The sequence below is a fragment of the Taklimakanibacter lacteus genome (genome assembly GCA_003576695.1).
GTDB lineage: Bacteria > Pseudomonadota > Alphaproteobacteria > Rhizobiales > Aestuariivirgaceae > Taklimakanibacter > Taklimakanibacter lacteus.
Genome location: QOZQ01000005.1, coordinates 326,807 through 342,911, shown reverse-complemented (window position 1 = coordinate 342,911; position 16,105 = coordinate 326,807). Strand labels below are relative to the sequence as shown.

General features: G+C 64.2%; 13 protein-coding genes. 7 read left to right on the top strand and 6 right to left on the bottom strand.

The window, feature by feature from the left end:
• The first annotated feature begins 87 nt into the window (after positions 1-87).
• From DT068_RS12210 to DT068_RS12200, 3 genes are all read left to right on the top strand, one after another.
• The gene (locus DT068_RS12210; protein WP_119390110.1) at positions 88-1,038 is read left to right on the top strand and encodes a Bug family tripartite tricarboxylate transporter substrate binding protein; all 951 of its coding nucleotides are present in this window, start codon (positions 88-90) and stop codon (positions 1,036-1,038) included.
• A gap of 61 nt (positions 1,039-1,099) precedes the next feature.
• The gene (locus DT068_RS12205) at positions 1,100-1,606 is read left to right on the top strand and encodes a tripartite tricarboxylate transporter TctB family protein (protein WP_119390109.1); all 507 of its coding nucleotides are present in this window, start codon (positions 1,100-1,102) and stop codon (positions 1,604-1,606) included.
• Between the two features lie 2 nt (positions 1,607-1,608).
• On the top strand, positions 1,609-3,114 hold the full coding sequence (locus tag DT068_RS12200; RefSeq protein WP_119390108.1) for a tripartite tricarboxylate transporter permease: 1,506 nt from the start codon (positions 1,609-1,611) through the stop codon (positions 3,112-3,114).
• Between the two features lie 42 nt (positions 3,115-3,156).
• Here the strand turns inward: DT068_RS12200 and DT068_RS12195 are convergent, their stop codons facing one another.
• Both DT068_RS12195 and pip read right to left on the bottom strand, forming a co-directional pair.
• Complete coding sequence (locus tag DT068_RS12195) at positions 3,157-3,891, bottom strand: GntR family transcriptional regulator (RefSeq protein WP_119390107.1); 735 nt, start codon at positions 3,889-3,891, stop codon at positions 3,157-3,159.
• 334 nt (positions 3,892-4,225) lie between these two features.
• Positions 4,226-5,176: a prolyl aminopeptidase gene (gene pip / locus DT068_RS12190; protein ID WP_119390106.1), complete on the bottom strand. Its 951-nt coding sequence runs from the start codon at positions 5,174-5,176 to the stop codon at positions 4,226-4,228.
• A gap of 89 nt (positions 5,177-5,265) precedes the next feature.
• Here pip and DT068_RS12185 point away from each other — a divergent pair, with 89 nt between their 5' ends.
• The gene (locus DT068_RS12185) at positions 5,266-5,922 is read left to right on the top strand and encodes a response regulator (protein ID WP_119390105.1); all 657 of its coding nucleotides are present in this window, start codon (positions 5,266-5,268) and stop codon (positions 5,920-5,922) included.
• A gap of 141 nt (positions 5,923-6,063) precedes the next feature.
• On the opposite strand, the gene DT068_RS12180 is transcribed toward DT068_RS12185, so the two are convergent.
• Entirely contained in the window at positions 6,064-9,597 is a 3,534-nt protein-coding gene (locus DT068_RS12180) for a hybrid sensor histidine kinase/response regulator (protein ID WP_119390104.1), read from the bottom strand.
• Positions 9,598-9,730: 133 nt separating this feature from the next.
• Between DT068_RS12180 and mscL the strand changes: the two genes are divergently transcribed.
• Together mscL and DT068_RS12170 are read left to right on the top strand one after the other, a co-directional pair.
• Positions 9,731-10,144, top strand: a complete 414-nt coding sequence (gene mscL, locus DT068_RS12175; RefSeq protein WP_119390103.1) for a large conductance mechanosensitive channel protein MscL — start codon at positions 9,731-9,733, stop codon at positions 10,142-10,144.
• A gap of 72 nt (positions 10,145-10,216) precedes the next feature.
• Complete coding sequence (locus tag DT068_RS12170) at positions 10,217-11,419, top strand: pyridoxal phosphate-dependent aminotransferase (RefSeq protein ID WP_368904689.1); 1,203 nt, start codon at positions 10,217-10,219, stop codon at positions 11,417-11,419.
• A gap of 332 nt (positions 11,420-11,751) precedes the next feature.
• Here DT068_RS12170 and DT068_RS12165 read toward each other — a convergent pair whose 3' ends face one another.
• Positions 11,752-12,690, bottom strand: a complete 939-nt coding sequence (locus DT068_RS12165) for a glycine/sarcosine/betaine reductase selenoprotein B family protein (protein ID WP_119390102.1) — start codon at positions 12,688-12,690, stop codon at positions 11,752-11,754.
• Between the two features lie 73 nt (positions 12,691-12,763).
• On the opposite strand from DT068_RS12165, the gene DT068_RS12160 reads away from it, so the two are divergent.
• Positions 12,764-13,555 carry a nucleotidyltransferase domain-containing protein gene (locus DT068_RS12160; RefSeq protein WP_119390101.1) on the top strand — a complete coding sequence of 264 codons (792 nt, stop codon included), beginning with the start codon at positions 12,764-12,766 and terminating at the stop codon, positions 13,553-13,555.
• Here DT068_RS12160 and DT068_RS12155 read toward each other — a convergent pair.
• Together DT068_RS12155 and DT068_RS12150 are read right to left on the bottom strand one after the other, a co-directional pair.
• Complete coding sequence (locus DT068_RS12155; protein WP_119390100.1) at positions 13,552-15,090, bottom strand: trimethylamine methyltransferase family protein; 1,539 nt, start codon at positions 15,088-15,090, stop codon at positions 13,552-13,554. The genes DT068_RS12160 and DT068_RS12155 overlap by 4 nt on opposite strands.
• 92 nt (positions 15,091-15,182) lie before the next feature.
• Positions 15,183-16,022 carry a helix-turn-helix transcriptional regulator gene (locus DT068_RS12150; RefSeq protein WP_119390099.1) on the bottom strand — a complete coding sequence of 280 codons (840 nt, stop codon included), beginning with the start codon at positions 16,020-16,022 and terminating at the stop codon, positions 15,183-15,185.
• Between the last annotated feature and the right edge of the window lie 83 nt (positions 16,023-16,105).

The following is a 16,105-nucleotide window of genomic DNA, read 5'->3' as shown; positions in this document are numbered from 1 at the left end:
TCACCTGCTCCGCGCCCGGCGCGGCAACAAAATGACCAGCCTAGGACGGTCCAAAGGCGGCAAACCAGAACAAAAGATGAGGAAACCATGCGCAAGAGATCTTTTCTGACCGGCATTCTCGCCCTCGCTTTCAGCGCGGGCATCGCCGCGGCCGAGCCGGCGAAAGTCCTGATACCGGCCAATCCCGGCGGCGGCTGGGACGGCGCCGGCCGCGAGACCATGGCCGCCTTCAACAAGTCGGGCGTCTTCACGGACGGCGTGTCGTTCACCAACAAGGGCGGTGCCGCCGGCACGATCGGCCTGGCGGAATTCGTGCGCACCGCGCAGGGCGACGACAATGCGCTGCTGGTCACCGGCGTCATCATGGTGGGCGGCATCATCAGCAACAAGACGCCGGTTTCGCTCGCCGACACCACGCCCCTGGTGCGGATGACCAATGAATACAATGCCATTGCCGTTCCCGCCGATTCGGATATCAAGACGCCGCAGGATTTCCTCGCGGCGCTCAAAGAGGATCCGGGCGCCCTGTCGGTCGGCGGCGGCTCGGCCGGCGGTGTCGACCACATTCTCCTGGCGCTCCTCGCCAAGGAGGCAGGCGCCCCGGTCGACAAGATCAACTTCGTCTCCTTCTCCGGCGGCGAGATCCTCGCCTCGCTGGGCGGCGGCAAGATCAAGGCCGCCATATCGGGCGCCTCGGAATTCCGCGATTTCGCCGCTTCCGGCCGCATCCGCATCATTGCGGTGACCGGCCCCGCCCGGGTGGAAGGGCTCGATGTGCCGACCCTCAAGGAAACGGGCATCCCGATCGAGATCGGCAACTGGCGCGGCTTCGTCGGAGCCCCGGGACTGAGTGCCGAGGGACGCAAGACATGGCTCGACCGGTTCCAGAAGCTGCATGAGAGCGACGCCTGGAAGGCGACCCTCAAGACCCATGGCTGGGAGGACGCCTATCTCCCGGGCGACGATTTCGTGGCCTTCCTGAAGTCGGAAGATGCGCGCTGGACCACCGCGCTCAAGGAAGTCGGCATTCTCAAATAGGCTGAGCTTCGGGTGGCGGCGCTTCCGCGCCGCCACCCGGCGGATTCGAGGAGGGGATGTCATGCCGTCATCCGATCGGCGCAAGGATAAAGCGGTTGCGGCGCGCCCCTGGTGGCTGGGTGCTGCGGTCTTCGCCATGGGCCTGCTCTGGCTCCACGGCGCGCAAGGCATCGCTTCGACGACGAACTTCATCGGCCTCGGGCCTGCAGCCATGATCCGGATGGTGGGGGCAGGCCTTGCCATCCTCGGCATGCTGCTGATCCTCCAGGCGCTGCGCGGTGTGCCCTTCATGCCGCAGGAGGAAGAAGGCGCCGATGCCGCCGCGCCGCCGTCCCGGCCGGCCTTTCTCCTGGCCCTTGCCGGCATTGCCGTTCCGCTGGCGACGATCAGGATGCTGGGCTTTCCGCTCACCGCGATCTTCGCCTTCGCTTTGGTGACCCACGCCTTCGGCTCGCGCCGCACGCTTCTCGATCTCGCCATCGGCGCGGTGATCGGCGCCGCCTCCTGGTATGGTTTCTCGCTGCTCGGCATCGAGCTTGGGCCCTTCCTGCCCGTGGCGGGGTGGTAGCCATGGACGTCCTGCACCAGCTGCTTGGCGGATTTGCCGTCGCCCTCCAGCCGATCAATCTGTTCTGGGCGCTGGTCGGCTGCATCCTCGGCACCGCGGTCGGCGTGCTGCCGGGCATCGGGCCGGCGCTCACCATCGCGCTGCTCCTGCCCGTAACCGCGCAGGTGGCGCCTGAATCCGCCTTCATCATGTTCGCCGGCATTCTCTATGGCGCCCTCTATGGCGGCTCCACCACCTCGATCCTGCTCAATATGCCGGGCGAGAGCGGTTCGGTGATGACCGCCATCGAAGGCAGCCGCATGGCGCGCAACGGTCGCGGCGCCGCGGCTTTGGCGACGGCGGCGGTCGGCTCCTTCGTGGCCGGCACCATCGGCACGCTGGCCTTGACCTTCCTGGCGCCGGCCATCGCCGAGCTGGCTTTCATTTTTGGGCCGGAGGACTATTTCGCCCTGATGATCCTCTCCTTCACCTCGGTCGCCGTGGTGATGGGATCATCGCGCATCAGGGGCTTCACCGCGCTTTTCTGCGGCCTTGCCCTGGGCACGATCGGCATCGACACCCAGACCGGCCAGTCACGGATGGTTTTCGGCACATTGGAATTGCTCGACGGGGTCTCCTTCACCGTCGTGCTGGTCGCCCTCTTCGCCATTGGCGAGACGCTTTATGTGGCGAGCCGGCAGTCGCGCAGGGCGGCGGTCGTCTATCCGCTGTCCGGCGGCGCGTGGATGACGCGCGAGGACTGGAGGCGCTCCTGGAAGCCATGGTTGCGCGGCGCGCTGATCGGCTTTCCCATCGGCTCGTTGCCGGCAGGCGGCACCGAGATTCCGACCTTCCTCTCCTATACGGTGGAGCGGCGCCTCAGCGCGCGGCCCGAGGAATTCGGCCACGGCGCCATCGAGGGCGTGGCGGGGCCGGAGGCCGCGAACAATGCCGCCGCCGCCGGCATATTGGTGCCGCTGCTGACGCTCGGCCTGCCCTCGACCGCGACAGCCGCTGTGCTCCTCGCCGCCTTCCAGAATTATGGCCTGCAGCCCGGGCCGCTGCTCTTCGCCACCAATCCCGATCTTCTGTGGGGCCTCATCGCCTCGCTCTTCGTCGGCAACATCATCCTGCTGGTGCTCAATCTGCCGCTTGTCGGCATCTGGGTGAGGCTGCTGCTCATTCCGCGGCCCTATATCTATGGCGGGATCGTCGTCTTCGCTTTGGTCGGCGTCTGGGGACTCTCGACATCCTGGATGGATCTGCTGCTGATGTGCGGCCTGGGCCTCATCGGCTATGTGGCGCGCGTCTACGACTTTCCCATAGCACCGGCGTTGATCGGTCTCATTCTCGGGCCCCAGGCCGAAATCCAGCTCCGTCGCGCTCTGGCCGTGAGCCAGGGCGACTGGAGCGTCCTTGTCGGCACCCCGATCGCGGCGTCGTTTCTCGTCATCGCGGTCCTGGTGTTCTTCCTGCCGATGATCATGACGAAATTCCGTGGGGCAGTGCAGCAGGAGTCCAAGGCGTGATGGCGATGTGGCCGTCACGCCTTGGATGATGATCTCTGATGATCAACTGAGGACTTTGGATCGCGCCGCGGACCGCTTCCTCACCGGCGTGGCGGCTGCGGCGGCGGCCAGTGCCGTCTGCAGCGCCACCTTGGCGGCGCGGATATGGCGGCGCATGAGGATCTCCGCAAGCTCGCCATCGCGCTGCACGATGGCGTCGGTGATGCGAAGATGCTCCTTCCACGCTTCGTGGCCGCGTCCCGGCACCGTCCGGTGCAGCCGTCGGCACAGCCGCAGGCGCGGATAGAATTCGTCGCAGAGAAGCTCGGCCAGGATGAGATTGCCGCTGCCCCTGGCGATATGGATGTGGAAATCCGTATCGGGTTCTTCCTGCAGATAGGCGCCGAGCGGGTTGCGTTCGATCTGCCCGCGATGGCCGGCAACCAGGCCTTCAAGCGCCTTGATCTCGTCGTCATCCATATTGATGGCGGCGAGCCGTGCCGCCATGCCCTCCAGCGCTTCCCGGACATCGAGCAGGGCCAGGAATTCGGCGCCCGTCGGCTGGGAAACCCTGACGCCCTGATTGGCGACATAAGTCACGAGCCCGCGTTCCTGCAACCGGCGGATGGCTTCACGCACCGGCGCGCGGCTGGCGCCATATTGCGCCGCAATAGCCGGCTCGCTCAGCTTCTCGCCGGGCTGGAGCTCGCCCGCCAGGATCGCCCGTGTAAGCTCGTCATAGAGACGTACCGTGAGGCCGAGTGAAGCCGCGCTGTCCTGCGTTTCGTCTTTTGGCATGCCTGTGATCCGCCCCCGAAGCACCCTTCGAACACGCGCTCATCATAGGAGGTTTCGAAAGCTGCTGCTGAAAAAATGAGACCCGTCCATCCTCACGGGATGGACGGGTCCTTGGCACACGCAAGCTCGGGACGGCGACAGGAGCCGCGCGCGCCAACTGGTTCAAAGCGAAGGATCACAAAGGAGAACTCCCGCTCCCCTCGGCACAAAAAGCCCGATTGATCCCCCGCTGGATCGTCAAGCAGACTGATCTCCGTTCGTGGTCACTTCTTGGTGAGACTGTGGCAAACATCGGGCATATTCGCGACCGGACCAAGGACATTTGGTTGAATGTTCAAATAAACCTATCCGTAGCGTTAACGAGCGCAGCGGCAAGACCGGGTTCCGTTCCAGTATGTCCCGCGTCGTCAACTATGTCGAGGCGCGCCGATGGCCAAACTTTGTGCAAAGCCCAGGCGCTGTGCATCGGTGTCACCACATCGTAGCGCCCTTGCACGATGACTCCGGGAATGTCCTTGAGACGATGGGCCGCCAGCAGCAGCTGTCCATCCTGCTGGAAGAATCCGCGATGTGTGAAGTAATGGTTCTCGATACGCGCGAAAGCAAAGGCGAAGCGATCATCCGCCGCCTGCGTGACGCGCTCCGGATTGGGCAGCAGCGACAGGCACGTGCTCTCCCACACACTCCATGCGCGCGCGCATGTCATGAGCGCCTCGTTGTCGCCGCCCGTGAGGCGCTTGTGATAGGCGGCGATCATGTCGTTCTGTTCCATTTCGGGAATGGGCGCCAGATAGGCTTCCCAGGCATCGGGGAATATCCAGCTGGCGCCTTCCTGATAGAACCAATGGAGTTCGGCCTGGCGCAGCAGGAAGACGCTGCGCAGGATGAGCTCGCTGACACGCTCGGGGTGGGTCTCGGCATAAGCGAGCGCCAGTGTCGAGCCCCAGGAGCCGCCCAGCACCTGCCAGCGCTCCACCCCGCAATGGTCGCGCAGGCGCTCCATGTCCTGGACCAGGTCCCAGGTCGTGTTCTCCCTGAGCTCGCCGAAGGGCGTCGATCTTCCGCAGCCGCGCTGGTCGAACAGGATGATGCGATGGGCTTGCGGGTTGTGGAAGCGGCGCAGGAAGGGTGCGATGCCACCGCCCGGCCCGCCATGCAGCACCACGACCGGCTTGCCCGCGGGCGAGCCGCATTCCTCATAGTAGATCTCATGCAGGGCGGAGACCCTGAGCCGGCCGGTCCGGTAGGGTTCTATTTCGGGGTAGAGCGGTCGCGCGACGGTCATCGGCAAGCTTGGCCTTTCGGGGGTGAAGCGATAGGATTGCGGGAAACAGAAGATGCCAGCCGGAACTGGCCAATGAAAGGGGAGGAGTGATGCCAGGTTACCGGGTCATCATTGTCGATGACCATCCACTGTTTCGCGCCGCCCTCAAGCAGGCGCTGAGCGGTGCGTTCAGGGGCATCAAACTCGACGAGGCCGGCACGCTCGACCAGGTGACGGAGCGCCTCGACCGCGACAGCGATGTCGATCTCGTCCTCCTCGACCTCAAGATGCCGGGCGTCCAGGGGCTGTCCGGCCTCATGTTCCTGCGCGCCCAGTATCCCGCGGTGTCGATCGCCGTCGTCTCGGCCAGCGACGAGCCCCATGTCATTCGCCGGGCGCTCGATCTCGGCGCCTCGGGCTTCATTCCGAAATCGATCGCCGTCGAGGAGATGCGCCGCGCCATAGCCGCCATCCTGCAGGGCGGCATATGGGCGCCTGAGGGCCTGGGTCCGGGCTCCGCCCGTGACGGCGAAAGCGACGCCCTTGCGCAGCGGATCGCGACCCTGACGCCGCAGCAGATGCGTGTCCTCATGATGCTGAAGGAGGGATTGCTCAACAAGCAGATCGCCTTCCAGCTCGGCGTGTCGGAGGCGACCGTCAAGGCCCATGTCTCGGCCATACTGCAGAAGCTCGATGTCGGCAGCCGCACCCAGGCGGTCATCGCCGCCAGTCGCATCGACGGCGAGAGCCACGCGATCATAGACTGACTCTTTCATTTGAGCATCGGATTGTCCAAAAACCGCAAGGAGCGTGATCCGGAAAAGTGGGTACCGGTTTTCCGTCTGATCACGCGCTCATAAAACTGGATGGTCGCCTCGTAGGGCGACCATGAACTTTTTGGTCCGATGCTATTCCGCCGCCTGCGCCTGAGCGGCGAATTGCGCCAGCGCGGCGCGCAGGGCCGCCGGGCGCACCGGCTTGCGCAGATACTGGGCGCCGGCGAGTGCGGCGCGTTCCTGCACCAGCCGCGAGCGGTCGGCGGTGATGAGGATCGCCGGTATCGTCCGGCGCGCCTCGCTTCTCAAGCGCTCGATGAGCGCGAGCCCGTCGTCTCGATGCAGATGATAGTCGGCCAGGATGACATCGATCGCCCCCCTTTCGGCGGCGAAGAGCCCGACCGCCTCGGCCATGCTGCGCGCCACCACGACGCGCGCTCCCCAGCCGCCGAGCAGCGACTGCATGGCATCGAGGATCCGCGGTTCATTGTCGACGACGAGGACGGTGAGGCCGCCGATCCGGCTCGTGAGCCGTGATGTTATCTGGGGCGGGCTCTGGGCGAGCTCGCTGCGCGGTGCGACCGGGATTCTGATGGCGAAGCAGGAGCCGCGTCCCGGCCGCGAGGTCAGGCGCAAGGGATGCTTCATCATCTTGGCGATGCGCTCGACGATCGACAGGCCGAGCCCGAGTCCCGGTTCCATGCCCCTGTCTTGGCCGAGGCGCTCGAACTCCTGGAAGATGACGGCTCGATTCTGTTCGGCGATGCCGGGGCCGGTATCATGCACCTCGATGCTGAGGCTCCTGCCATGGCGGCGGCAACCCATGAGCACATGTCCGCTCTTCGTGTATTTGATCGCATTGGACACGAGATTCTGCAGCACCCGGCGCAGGAGCTTGCGGTCGGTCTTCACCGCGAGCGAGGACGTGACGACGGTAAGCGTAAGTCCGCGCTCGGCGGCGGCGGGTGCGAATTCGAGCTTGAGGGCTTTCAGGAGGTCGTCGATCGGGAATACCGAGACCTCGGGCTTGAGCGCGCCGGCATCGAGACGCGATATGTCGAGCAGCGCCGACAGGATGTCCTCGACCGCGCCCAGCGAGGCATCGACATTGCGCACCAGCTCGCCTTCCCGGCCGCGCACCTTGCGCTCGACGAGGCTCGCGGTGAACAGGCGCGCCGCATTGAGCGGTTGCAGGATGTCGTGGCTGGCGGCCGCGATGAACTTCGTCTTGCCGAGATTGGCGGCGTCCGCTTCCGATTTGGCATGCGCCAGCTCGCTGTTGAGGCGGGTGAGCTCGGCAGTGCGCTCCTCGACGCGCCGCTCCAGCGTCTCGTTGGCGCGCTTGAGCTCCTCTGCCGCCTTGACCGTTTGCGTGATGTCGGTGAAGGTCACCACATAGCCTCCGTCTTCCGGCATCCGGCTCGAATGCACCTCCAGCACCATGTCGCGCCTGGCCAGATGCTCGATGACCGGCAGATGCGTCGAGGTGATCTTGCTCAGCCGGTCGAGCCGCGCTTCCGGCAGGCGGGCTGCCTCGATGCCGCCCGAGCGCAGCATGGTGTCGATGACCTCCTCGAGCGGCGTCCCGACCCGGCTCATCTCCGCCGGCAAGGCCAGCAGGCCGCAGAACCGCTCGTTCCAGCAGATGAGCTTGCTTTCGCTGTCGAACACGGCGATGCCCTGGCCGACATTGTCGATGGCCGACTGCAGGAGATCGCGGTTGTACTGGATGGCGGCTGAAGCATCGTCGAGGAGCTTCAGCGCGCCCCTCGGGTTCTTGGAGTGGCGCTCGAGCAGGAGGCCCATCACAAGGCGTGAGGACGCGGTGCCGACCGCGCTCGCCAGCAGATGCTCGGCGAAACGCAGCATGCGGATATCGGCCTCGGCCTTGCGGTCATGCGTGACCTCGCGCTGAGCCGCCGCTTCGGCGAAGGCGCGGGATGTGCGTTCGGCACCGAGATAGCGCGCCACCGTCGCCTCCACTTCGCCGGCCGTGACAGCAGTACGCCACAGGCGGAAACCGGGCGCGGTTCCGAGCGGGATATCGCGGGTGACGAAGATGGCGGCCTGCAGCCGCTCGATCCGCGAGGGCGCTCGTATCAGCGAGACCGCGATATAGACGGCGGTATTGACGAGGAGACTCCAGACGACGCCGTGGGTGAGGGGGTCGAAAGCGAGGTTGAACAGCATGCGCGGCCGGAACAGGCCGATGCCGAAAGGCCCTTCGGTGATGAGGCTCCGGTCGATCCACCCGGCATCCGCGAAGGACGGCAGGAACAGCGTATAGGCCCATAGCGCGAAGCCCGCCGTGACCCCGGCCATGGCGCCCCTCGCCGTGCCACCCTTCCAGACGAGGCCGCCGAAGAAGGCCGGGGCGAATTGCGCCACCGCCGCGAAGGAGATGAGGCCGATCTGGGCAAGTGCCGCCGTCGAGCCGATCATGCGGTAATAGCTGTAGGCGAGCAGCAGGATCACCGCGATGGCGACGCGCCTTATGGTGATCAGCACGCGGCCCATGTCGTGATGGATCTGGGCGCGCTCCATGTGCCGGCGCAGCATGATCGGCATGACCAGGTTGTTGCAGACCATGATCGAGAGCGCCACGGCCTCGACGATGACCATGGCGGTGGCGGCCGAGAGCCCGCCGAGAAAGGCGATGAGGGCGAAGCTCTGGCTGCCGGCGAGCACCGGCAGCGCCAGCACGAAAGTGTCGCCGTCGGTGATGCCCGGCTTGAACGTGATGAGACCCGCTATGGCGATCGGCACGACGAAGATGTTGATGGCGATGAGATAGAGCGGGAACAGCCAGGCGGCCCGCTTGATGTCGCCGGCATCGGCGTTCTCGACCACCGCGACGTGGAACTGGCGCGGCAGCAGCACGATGGCGATCATGGCGAGCAGCGTCTGGGTGAACCATGAGCCGCCGGCAAAGCCCTTGCTGAACAGATGTGCGATATCGGGCGCGTGGCGGGCCTGGTCCAGAAGCGCCGCGGGCCCGCCCATCATGGCAAAGGTGATGAAGAGGCCGGCGGCGATGAAGGCGATGAGCTTGACGATGGATTCGACCGCGATCGCCATCATCAGCCCGTGCTGGTGCTCGGTCGTGTCGATATGGCGGGTGCCGAACAGCATGGCGAAGGCGGCCATGGCGACGGTGACGAAGAAGGCAATGTCCTCCGTGATCGGGAGCGGCATCGCGCCGTCGGTCGACCAGCCCGGCGTCGTCATCATGGTTTCGAGCGCGAAGGACACTGCTTTGAGCTGGATCGAGATATAGGGGATGATGCCGACCGCGGCGATGAGGGCGACGATGGCGCCCAGCATTTCGTTCTTGCCGTAGCGCGCCGAGATGAAGTCGGCGATCGAGGTGATGTTCTGCCGCTTCGATATGTCGACGATCGTCTGCAGCAGTTTCCAGCCGATCACGAAGACGAGGATGGGTCCGATATAGATGGGCAGGAAGTCCAAGCCGGAACGCGAGGCGACGCCGACACTGCCGAAATAGGTCCAGGAGGTGCAATAGACGCCGAGCGACAGGGCGTAGATGAGGGAGCGGTGGGTTCCGGACAGCCATCCGCGCGCCTTGCGGTCGCCGAAGCTCGCCACCGCGAACAGGAGGCCGACATAGGCGAGACCCGCGAACAGGACGGTCCAGCTGTAGAACATCGCGCTTTATGTCATTTTTCTGGTACTTTAGCGATGCCCAGCTATGACTTTCAACCACGCCATGAGTGAGGTACAAATTCCTTGTTCGGGGGTTAGACCGGGCATCGTCTGCACAGCAGGAAGGGGATGCAGCATGTGGCAGGAGTTCAAGAGTTTCGCCTTCAAGGGCAACGCCTTCGATCTCGCGATCGGCGTGATCATCGGCGCCGCCTTTAACAAAATCGTCACCTCTATTGTCGACGACCTGATCATGCCGATTGTCGGGTGGGCTACCGGCGGTCTCGACTTCAACAACTATTTCTGGGGCCTCTCCCCAAATGTGACCGCGCCGACATTGACCGCTGCCAAGGAACAGGGTGCTATCTTTGCCTATGGAAGCTTCCTCACCGTGCTGATCAATTTCCTGATCGTCGCCTTCGTTCTGTTCCAGTTGGTCAAGGTTGCCAACCGGATGCGCAAGGCCGAGCCGCCGGCGCCGCCCCCGGCACCGACGCCCTCCGAGAAGCTGCTGGGCGAAATCCGCGACGCTCTCGTCAACAAGAAGTAGGCAAGTTTCACAATCCTGCTCAGCGAACCCGGGTGGTCGACACCCGGGTTCTTTTTGCTAAAGGACCGCCGCATGGACATGCCCTCCGCCCAGACCCTCCTCGATGCCATCACCCGGGCCAGCCGCGATGAGCCCGATTCCGGCATCATCTCCGCGGTCAATCATGGCATCGGGCGGGCCGGCATCATCCCGGTCTGGTCGGGCGAGGGCAATGTGCCCACACCGGAGGCCTTTTGCCGCCCGGCCATCGACAGCCTGCTCAAGGGCGAGACCTTCTATACCTGGCAGCGCGGCATCCCGCCCTTGCGGGCAGCGCTGGCGCGCTATCACACCCGCCATTACGGCCGCCCATTCGACGCGGAGAATTTCTTCGTCACCGGTGGCGGCATGCAGGCGATCCAGACCATCCTGCAGATGATCGCGGGCGAGGGCGATGAGATCGTGCTGCCGACGCCGGCCTGGCCCAATTATGCAGGTCCCATGCGTCTTTCCGGCGCGCGTCCCGTCGAGGTGCCGCTCGATTTCGCCAATGGAAGCTGGCATCTCGATCTCGACAGGCTTTTTTCCGCCATCACGCCCCGCAGCAAGGCGATCGTGCTCAATTCGCCGTCCAATCCCCTGGGCTGGACGGCGAGCCTCGATGATCTGAAGGCGGTGCGCGATGAATGCCGCAAGCGCGGCCTGTGGATCGTCGGCGATGAGGTCTATTCGCGCTTCTATTACGGCAAGGCCGGTGAGACCCGGGCGCCATCCTTCCTCGATATCTGCGATACGGAGGAGCAGCTTCTCCTCGCCAACACTTTCTCCAAGAACTGGGCGATGACCGGATGGAGGGTCGGCTGGCTGCAGGCGCCGAAGGCGGTGGGTGCCGCCATCGAGCGTATCATCCAGTACAACACCTCCGGCACCGCGGCTTTCCTGCAGCAGGGCTGCGCGGTCGCCCTCGATATCGGCGAGGACTTTGTCGCCGAGCAGGTCGCCAGGGCGCGCGCCAACCGTGATCTCGTCGCGGCGTCCTTGCGCGAGCATGCGCAGATCCGTTTCGAGCTGCCGCGCGGCGCCTTCTATATGTTCTTTGCCATCGCGGGCATGAAGGACTCGCTCGCCACAACCTTGCGTATCATCGACGAGGCGGGAGTAGGCTTTGCCCCCGGCGGAACTTTCGGACCGGGGGGCGAAGGCTTCCTGCGCATGTGCTTCCTGCGCGATCCGGCCAAGCTGGCGGAGGCGATGGACCGCTTCGGCAAGTGGCTCAGGACATCAAGGCCCGTTTGATCAAAAATTCCGCAGTGGCGGGCGACTGCTGCCTGAACGGGCGCTGCACTGCACAATGAAAGTGCAACGACGCCCGCTGCGGTTTCAGGGCTCGCGCAAGTCGAAAATAAAATTACTAAGCAATATCAAATAGATATAAAATATTCCAGCCCTTGCCAGGCATCTGGCATGGCCATTGCTATGGATATTGCATCGCAATGTGTTCGATTGGGGTTCCTCCCATCTCCTCAAAAGGCAGTTGCGCAAACTTCAGGTGCTCTTGGGTTCCCCCCATGCACCAGGGGGCAGACAAGGTGAATGGTTGCGCCCAGTCTGCCCCCGCCCATTTTTTCTCATTTTAAAGTCTTGGCAACGGCTTTCTGGGCGTCGAACGCGGCACGCCGGCGCGCGATCTCTTCCGCAGATAGTCGCTCGATATTGGAGTAATCGAGCTTCCATGCGGGCGATGCGCTCCAGCGCAACGGCGACTGCACGGTGGTGCGGGCGGCGGGGGCGGCTTCGAGGAGCTCGAGCGCGAGACGCAAGGTGAGATCCTGCGATGCGGGGTCTTGCGGCCGGCCGGCCGAATTGCCGAGCGGAAAATCCGTGAACAGCAGGCGCGGCACGCCGACATGTTCGACGATGTCTTTCGCCGATCCCATGATGACGGTGGCGATGTCGCTCTCCTCGAGCGCCCGCGCGGCGAGGCTCACCGTCTGATGGCAGACCGGGCAGTTGGGCACGAGCACGGCCGCCTCCGCTCCATCCGCCTGGCATCGCCGCACGATTTCCGGGCAATCGATCTCGAGCGTCGTGCGATGGCTGCGATTGGTGGGCGCGCCATGAAAGCGTTGGGCCAGCGCGCCGATCAGCCCTTCTTGCCGGGCGCGGCGCAGCGCTTTGAGCGGAAAGTAGCTGCCCTGATCTTCCGCCGTCGTATGGGCGCGGTCGATGGCGATGTGCGAAATGCGCAGATCATGATCCTGCACGGTGTCGCCGGAATAGACCTGGTAGAATTTCGCCGCCGCATTATAGGGAGCGCCCGGTCCCTGATCACCCTTGTCGGGCTGATAGGGCGCTGCCGTCGTGATCAGCGCGATGCGGCTTTCCCGCAAAGGCCTGGCAAGCCGCGTGAAAGGCACATCGGCATAATGTGCCCATTGATAGGGCGCGCCATAGCCCAGGCCTGAATAATAGTCGCGTATCCTTTGCAGATAGGGGATCGGCGCATCGAGCGGATCGGCAAAGCCGAAGTCCCGATTTCGCTCATCTGTCCTGCTGGTGTCCGGCATGATAGGACCTTGCCACTGCATCATGCGGGGTGCAATTGCCGGGGGATCAGTGATCAGGGCCATAGGAGCGGGGATGGATTTGGCGGTTGTCGCGCGGATAGAGGCGCGGCTCGCCGATATTCGCCGCGACCACCAGGTCGCGATCCCCTTGGCAATCGAAAGCGGCAGCCGGGCCTGGGGATTCCCCTCGCCCGACAGCGACTATGACTGTCGCTTCGTCTTTGTCCGGCCGCTCGTGCACTATCTGTCCCTGTGGCAGCCCCGCGATGTCATCGAGACGCCAATGGATGCGGTGCTCGACGTCAATGGCTGGGACCTCGGCAAGGCCCTCAAGCTTCTGCTGAAGGGCAACGCCGTCATCGTCGAATGGCTGACATCTCCCATCATCTATGGCGCCGATGCGGCATTCTGCGCGGAATTCCTCGACCTTGCCCGCGGCGTCGCCGACCGGCACATGATCGCCCGCCACTATCTGCATATGGGCGAGGACCAGAGGCGCCGGCATGTCGGCGACGGCCGCATCGTGGCGCAGAAGAAGATATTCTATGCGCTCCGCCCGGCCGCAGCGCTGCGCTGGCTGCGCCACAATCCGGAAGAGGCGGTGGCGCCCATGCATTTCCCGACGCTGCTCCACGGTTGCGATGCGCCACCGTCGGTCATCGAGATCGTCGATGATCTCATGGCCCGCAAGGCCGTCACCCGCGAATTGGGAGAGGGCCCGCTGCCCGAACCCGTGCTCGCCTTCATCGACAATGAATTCATAGAGGCACAGAAGGTGTTCCCGCGCCTGCACCAGGCCGTCGTGCCGGAGCATCGCCGGCGGGCCGAAGCATTCTTCCAGAAAACGATCGGGCAGTTGCGCTAGTTCACGCTGTTGGGAAGCTCCCGCTCGCGTCTGGCGATGAAATCGCGCAGGGCCTCATCGATAGCGTCATCGAGCTTCGGCTCTTCGTAATTGGCGAGCATGGCGCGCGCTTTTTCGCGCCCGCGCAAATCATGGTCCTTGGCGCCCTCCGCCGACCATTGCTCGAAGGAATTGAAATCCATGATGCTCGGCATGAAGAAGGCGCTCTCGAAATGCTCGAGCGTATGCTGGGTGCCGAGGAAATGCCCGGCCGGCCCCACTTCGCGCACCGCCTGCATGGCATCCTTGAAATCGGCGAAGGACAGGCCTTGCGCATATTTGTACCAGGAGGCGAGCTGCTCGGTATCGGTGACGAATTTCGAATAGCCGGCGCACAGGCCCGCTTCCAGCCACCCGGCCGCATGCCAGATGTAGTTGGCGCCCGACAATATGGCGGCGTGCATCAGCATGTTCGCTTCATAGCCGGCCTGGGCGTCATTGAGCTTCGAGCCGACATGGAAGCCCGAAGTGCGCCAGGGCAGCTTGTATTTCCGCGCCAGCGCGCCCATCAGATACATCATCTGCGCGGCTTCGGGCGTACCGCCCATCGGGGCGCCCGACTTCATGTCGACGGTGACCATGAACTGGCCGTAGATCTGGGGACTCCCCGGCCGCACCAGTTGCGTGAAGGCAAGGCCGGCCAGCGCCTCGGCATTGACTTGCGCGACGGCGCCGACGGAAGAGGCCGATGTGGAAGCTCCGCACAGCGCGAAGGGCGCCAGGATGCAGGGCTGGTTATGCGCCGAATAGACTTTCAGCGCATCGAGCATCGTCGCATCCCAGACCAGCGGCGAGTTGCAATTGGTGATCGACACGACGACGGTGTTGTCGCGCACGAAATCCTCGCCGAACACGATGCCGGCCATCTTCATCACATCCTCGGCGCGCTCTTTCGCGGTGACGATGCCCATGAACGGCTTGTCGGAAAATTTGAGCGCCGAATGGATGATGTGCAGATGCCGCTTCGGCACCGCGATCTCCATCGGCTCGCAGATGATCGAGCTCGATGAATGCAGCGTCGGCGACATGTAGGCGAGCTTGTGGAAATTATTCAGATCCTCGAGCGATCCGTAGCGCCGCTCGTTGTCGAGATCGCGCACATAGGGCGCGCCATACATCGGCACGAAGACCGAGTTCTTGCCGCCGATGGTCACCGAGCGCTCCGGATTGCGCGCATGCTGGACGAATTCGGACGGGATCCGGCCTACGAGCTGCATGAGCAGGGCGCGATCGATGCGCACCCTTGTCTCGCGCACATCGGCGCCTGCCTTTTTCCACATGGCGATCGCTTCGGCGTCGCGGAATTCGCAGCCGACCTCTTCCAGGATTTTCAGCGACTCGTCGTGGATGAGCTCGATCGCCTCGTCGGGCACGATCTCATAGACCGGGATGTTGCGCTGAAGCGTGGGGAAGGAGGGAACGGCCTTGCCGCGCATGATCCGCCGGCCCTCGCGGCCGCCGGCGCGCCGGCCATGGGCCGAAACCTGCTTGGACATCTGGTTGGTGTCGAGGGCGGGGCGGGTGTTTTCCATGGCCGGAGCCTAATGCGTCGGGGGCCGGCCTGTCGTGCCCAAAACGACTTGAATCTTCAGTTCCCGTCGCGCGCGCCTGTGGGCGGCAGCGCCCGGGGGATCGAGGCGACGAAGCGCGAGAACAGCTCTCCCTGGGACGAGATGCCGAGCTTCAGATAGATGTTCTTGCGATGTATGCGCACGGTTCCGGTGGCGATGCCGAGCTTCTTGCCGATCGCCTCGGAGGAGTTACCCTTGAGCACCAGTTCGGCGATCTCGGCTTCGCGGTGGGTGAGCTTGCCCTCGCCGAACTGGTGGAAGGCCGATGCCAGGATGCGCTCGGCCTCCTCGACCTCGCGGTCGCGCCGGCTGCCGGAGAAGCGATCCTCGATGTCTTTCCAGTTTTGCGCCGAAGCCGCCGCGACCAGTCCGGCGACGCTCGCCAGCCGTTTTCTTTCCCGTGTGGCGAAGGCCGGCAGCCGCGCCGCATCGCGCATCAGCGAGATCACGACGCGCGTTTTGTGGTTGATCCGGGCGAAGAAAGCGATCTCCTCGGAGAGCCCGGTCTGAACGTAGTAGGACTGGAAGTACTGGCTCTGCGGGAACCTGTCCGGCGCCAGGTCGGCGACGCGGTGCGGCCCCGGCCCCCAGGCCTCGGGCCGCGCGATGAACAAGGGATCGAGCAGATAGGGACCGGCCTGGTAGTCATCGACGAAGATGCGCCGTTTCGCCGCCGGGAAACTGTCATGGAGGTCGATCGGCCGGGCGCTGCCGCAATAGGCGAAGATCACCGAATAATTGAAGGGAACGACATGCTTCAGCGCCTCGATCAGGAGCCGGGCGAAATCCGCCGTGCCGATGGCGCCGATGGTTGCCGCGAGGCTGTCATTCCAGGCCTTGTCGCCGATGCCCCTCATTCCGCCTATCCCATTTAGGATATATACAGTTCAGCATGCTGCTGCGATCATTTTAGCGAATGTGGGATATAACGCCAGCGATG

What these genes read in the sequence shown, in the direction of transcription:
- DT068_RS12210 (WP_119390110.1), top strand. Translation starts at nt 88, where the DNA reads ATGCGCAAGAGATCTTTTCTGACCGGCATTCTCGCCCTCGCTTTCAGC.
- DT068_RS12205 (WP_119390109.1), top strand. Translation starts at nt 1,100, where the DNA reads ATGCCGTCATCCGATCGGCGCAAGGATAAAGCGGTTGCGGCGCGCCCC.
- DT068_RS12200 (WP_119390108.1), top strand. Translation starts at nt 1,609, where the DNA reads ATGGACGTCCTGCACCAGCTGCTTGGCGGATTTGCCGTCGCCCTCCAG.
- DT068_RS12195 (WP_119390107.1), bottom strand. Translation starts at nt 3,891, where the DNA reads ATGCCAAAAGACGAAACGCAGGACAGCGCGGCTTCACTCGGCCTCACG.
- pip (WP_119390106.1), bottom strand. Translation starts at nt 5,176, where the DNA reads ATGACCGTCGCGCGACCGCTCTACCCCGAAATAGAACCCTACCGGACC.
- DT068_RS12185 (WP_119390105.1), top strand. Translation starts at nt 5,266, where the DNA reads ATGCCAGGTTACCGGGTCATCATTGTCGATGACCATCCACTGTTTCGC.
- DT068_RS12180 (WP_119390104.1), bottom strand. Translation starts at nt 9,597, where the DNA reads ATGTTCTACAGCTGGACCGTCCTGTTCGCGGGTCTCGCCTATGTCGGC.
- mscL (WP_119390103.1), top strand. Translation starts at nt 9,731, where the DNA reads ATGTGGCAGGAGTTCAAGAGTTTCGCCTTCAAGGGCAACGCCTTCGAT.
- DT068_RS12170 (WP_368904689.1), top strand. Translation starts at nt 10,217, where the DNA reads ATGGACATGCCCTCCGCCCAGACCCTCCTCGATGCCATCACCCGGGCC.
- DT068_RS12165 (WP_119390102.1), bottom strand. Translation starts at nt 12,690, where the DNA reads ATGCCGGACACCAGCAGGACAGATGAGCGAAATCGGGACTTCGGCTTT.
- DT068_RS12160 (WP_119390101.1), top strand. Translation starts at nt 12,764, where the DNA reads ATGGATTTGGCGGTTGTCGCGCGGATAGAGGCGCGGCTCGCCGATATT.
- DT068_RS12155 (WP_119390100.1), bottom strand. Translation starts at nt 15,090, where the DNA reads ATGTCCAAGCAGGTTTCGGCCCATGGCCGGCGCGCCGGCGGCCGCGAG.
- DT068_RS12150 (WP_119390099.1), bottom strand. Translation starts at nt 16,022, where the DNA reads ATGAGGGGCATCGGCGACAAGGCCTGGAATGACAGCCTCGCGGCAACC.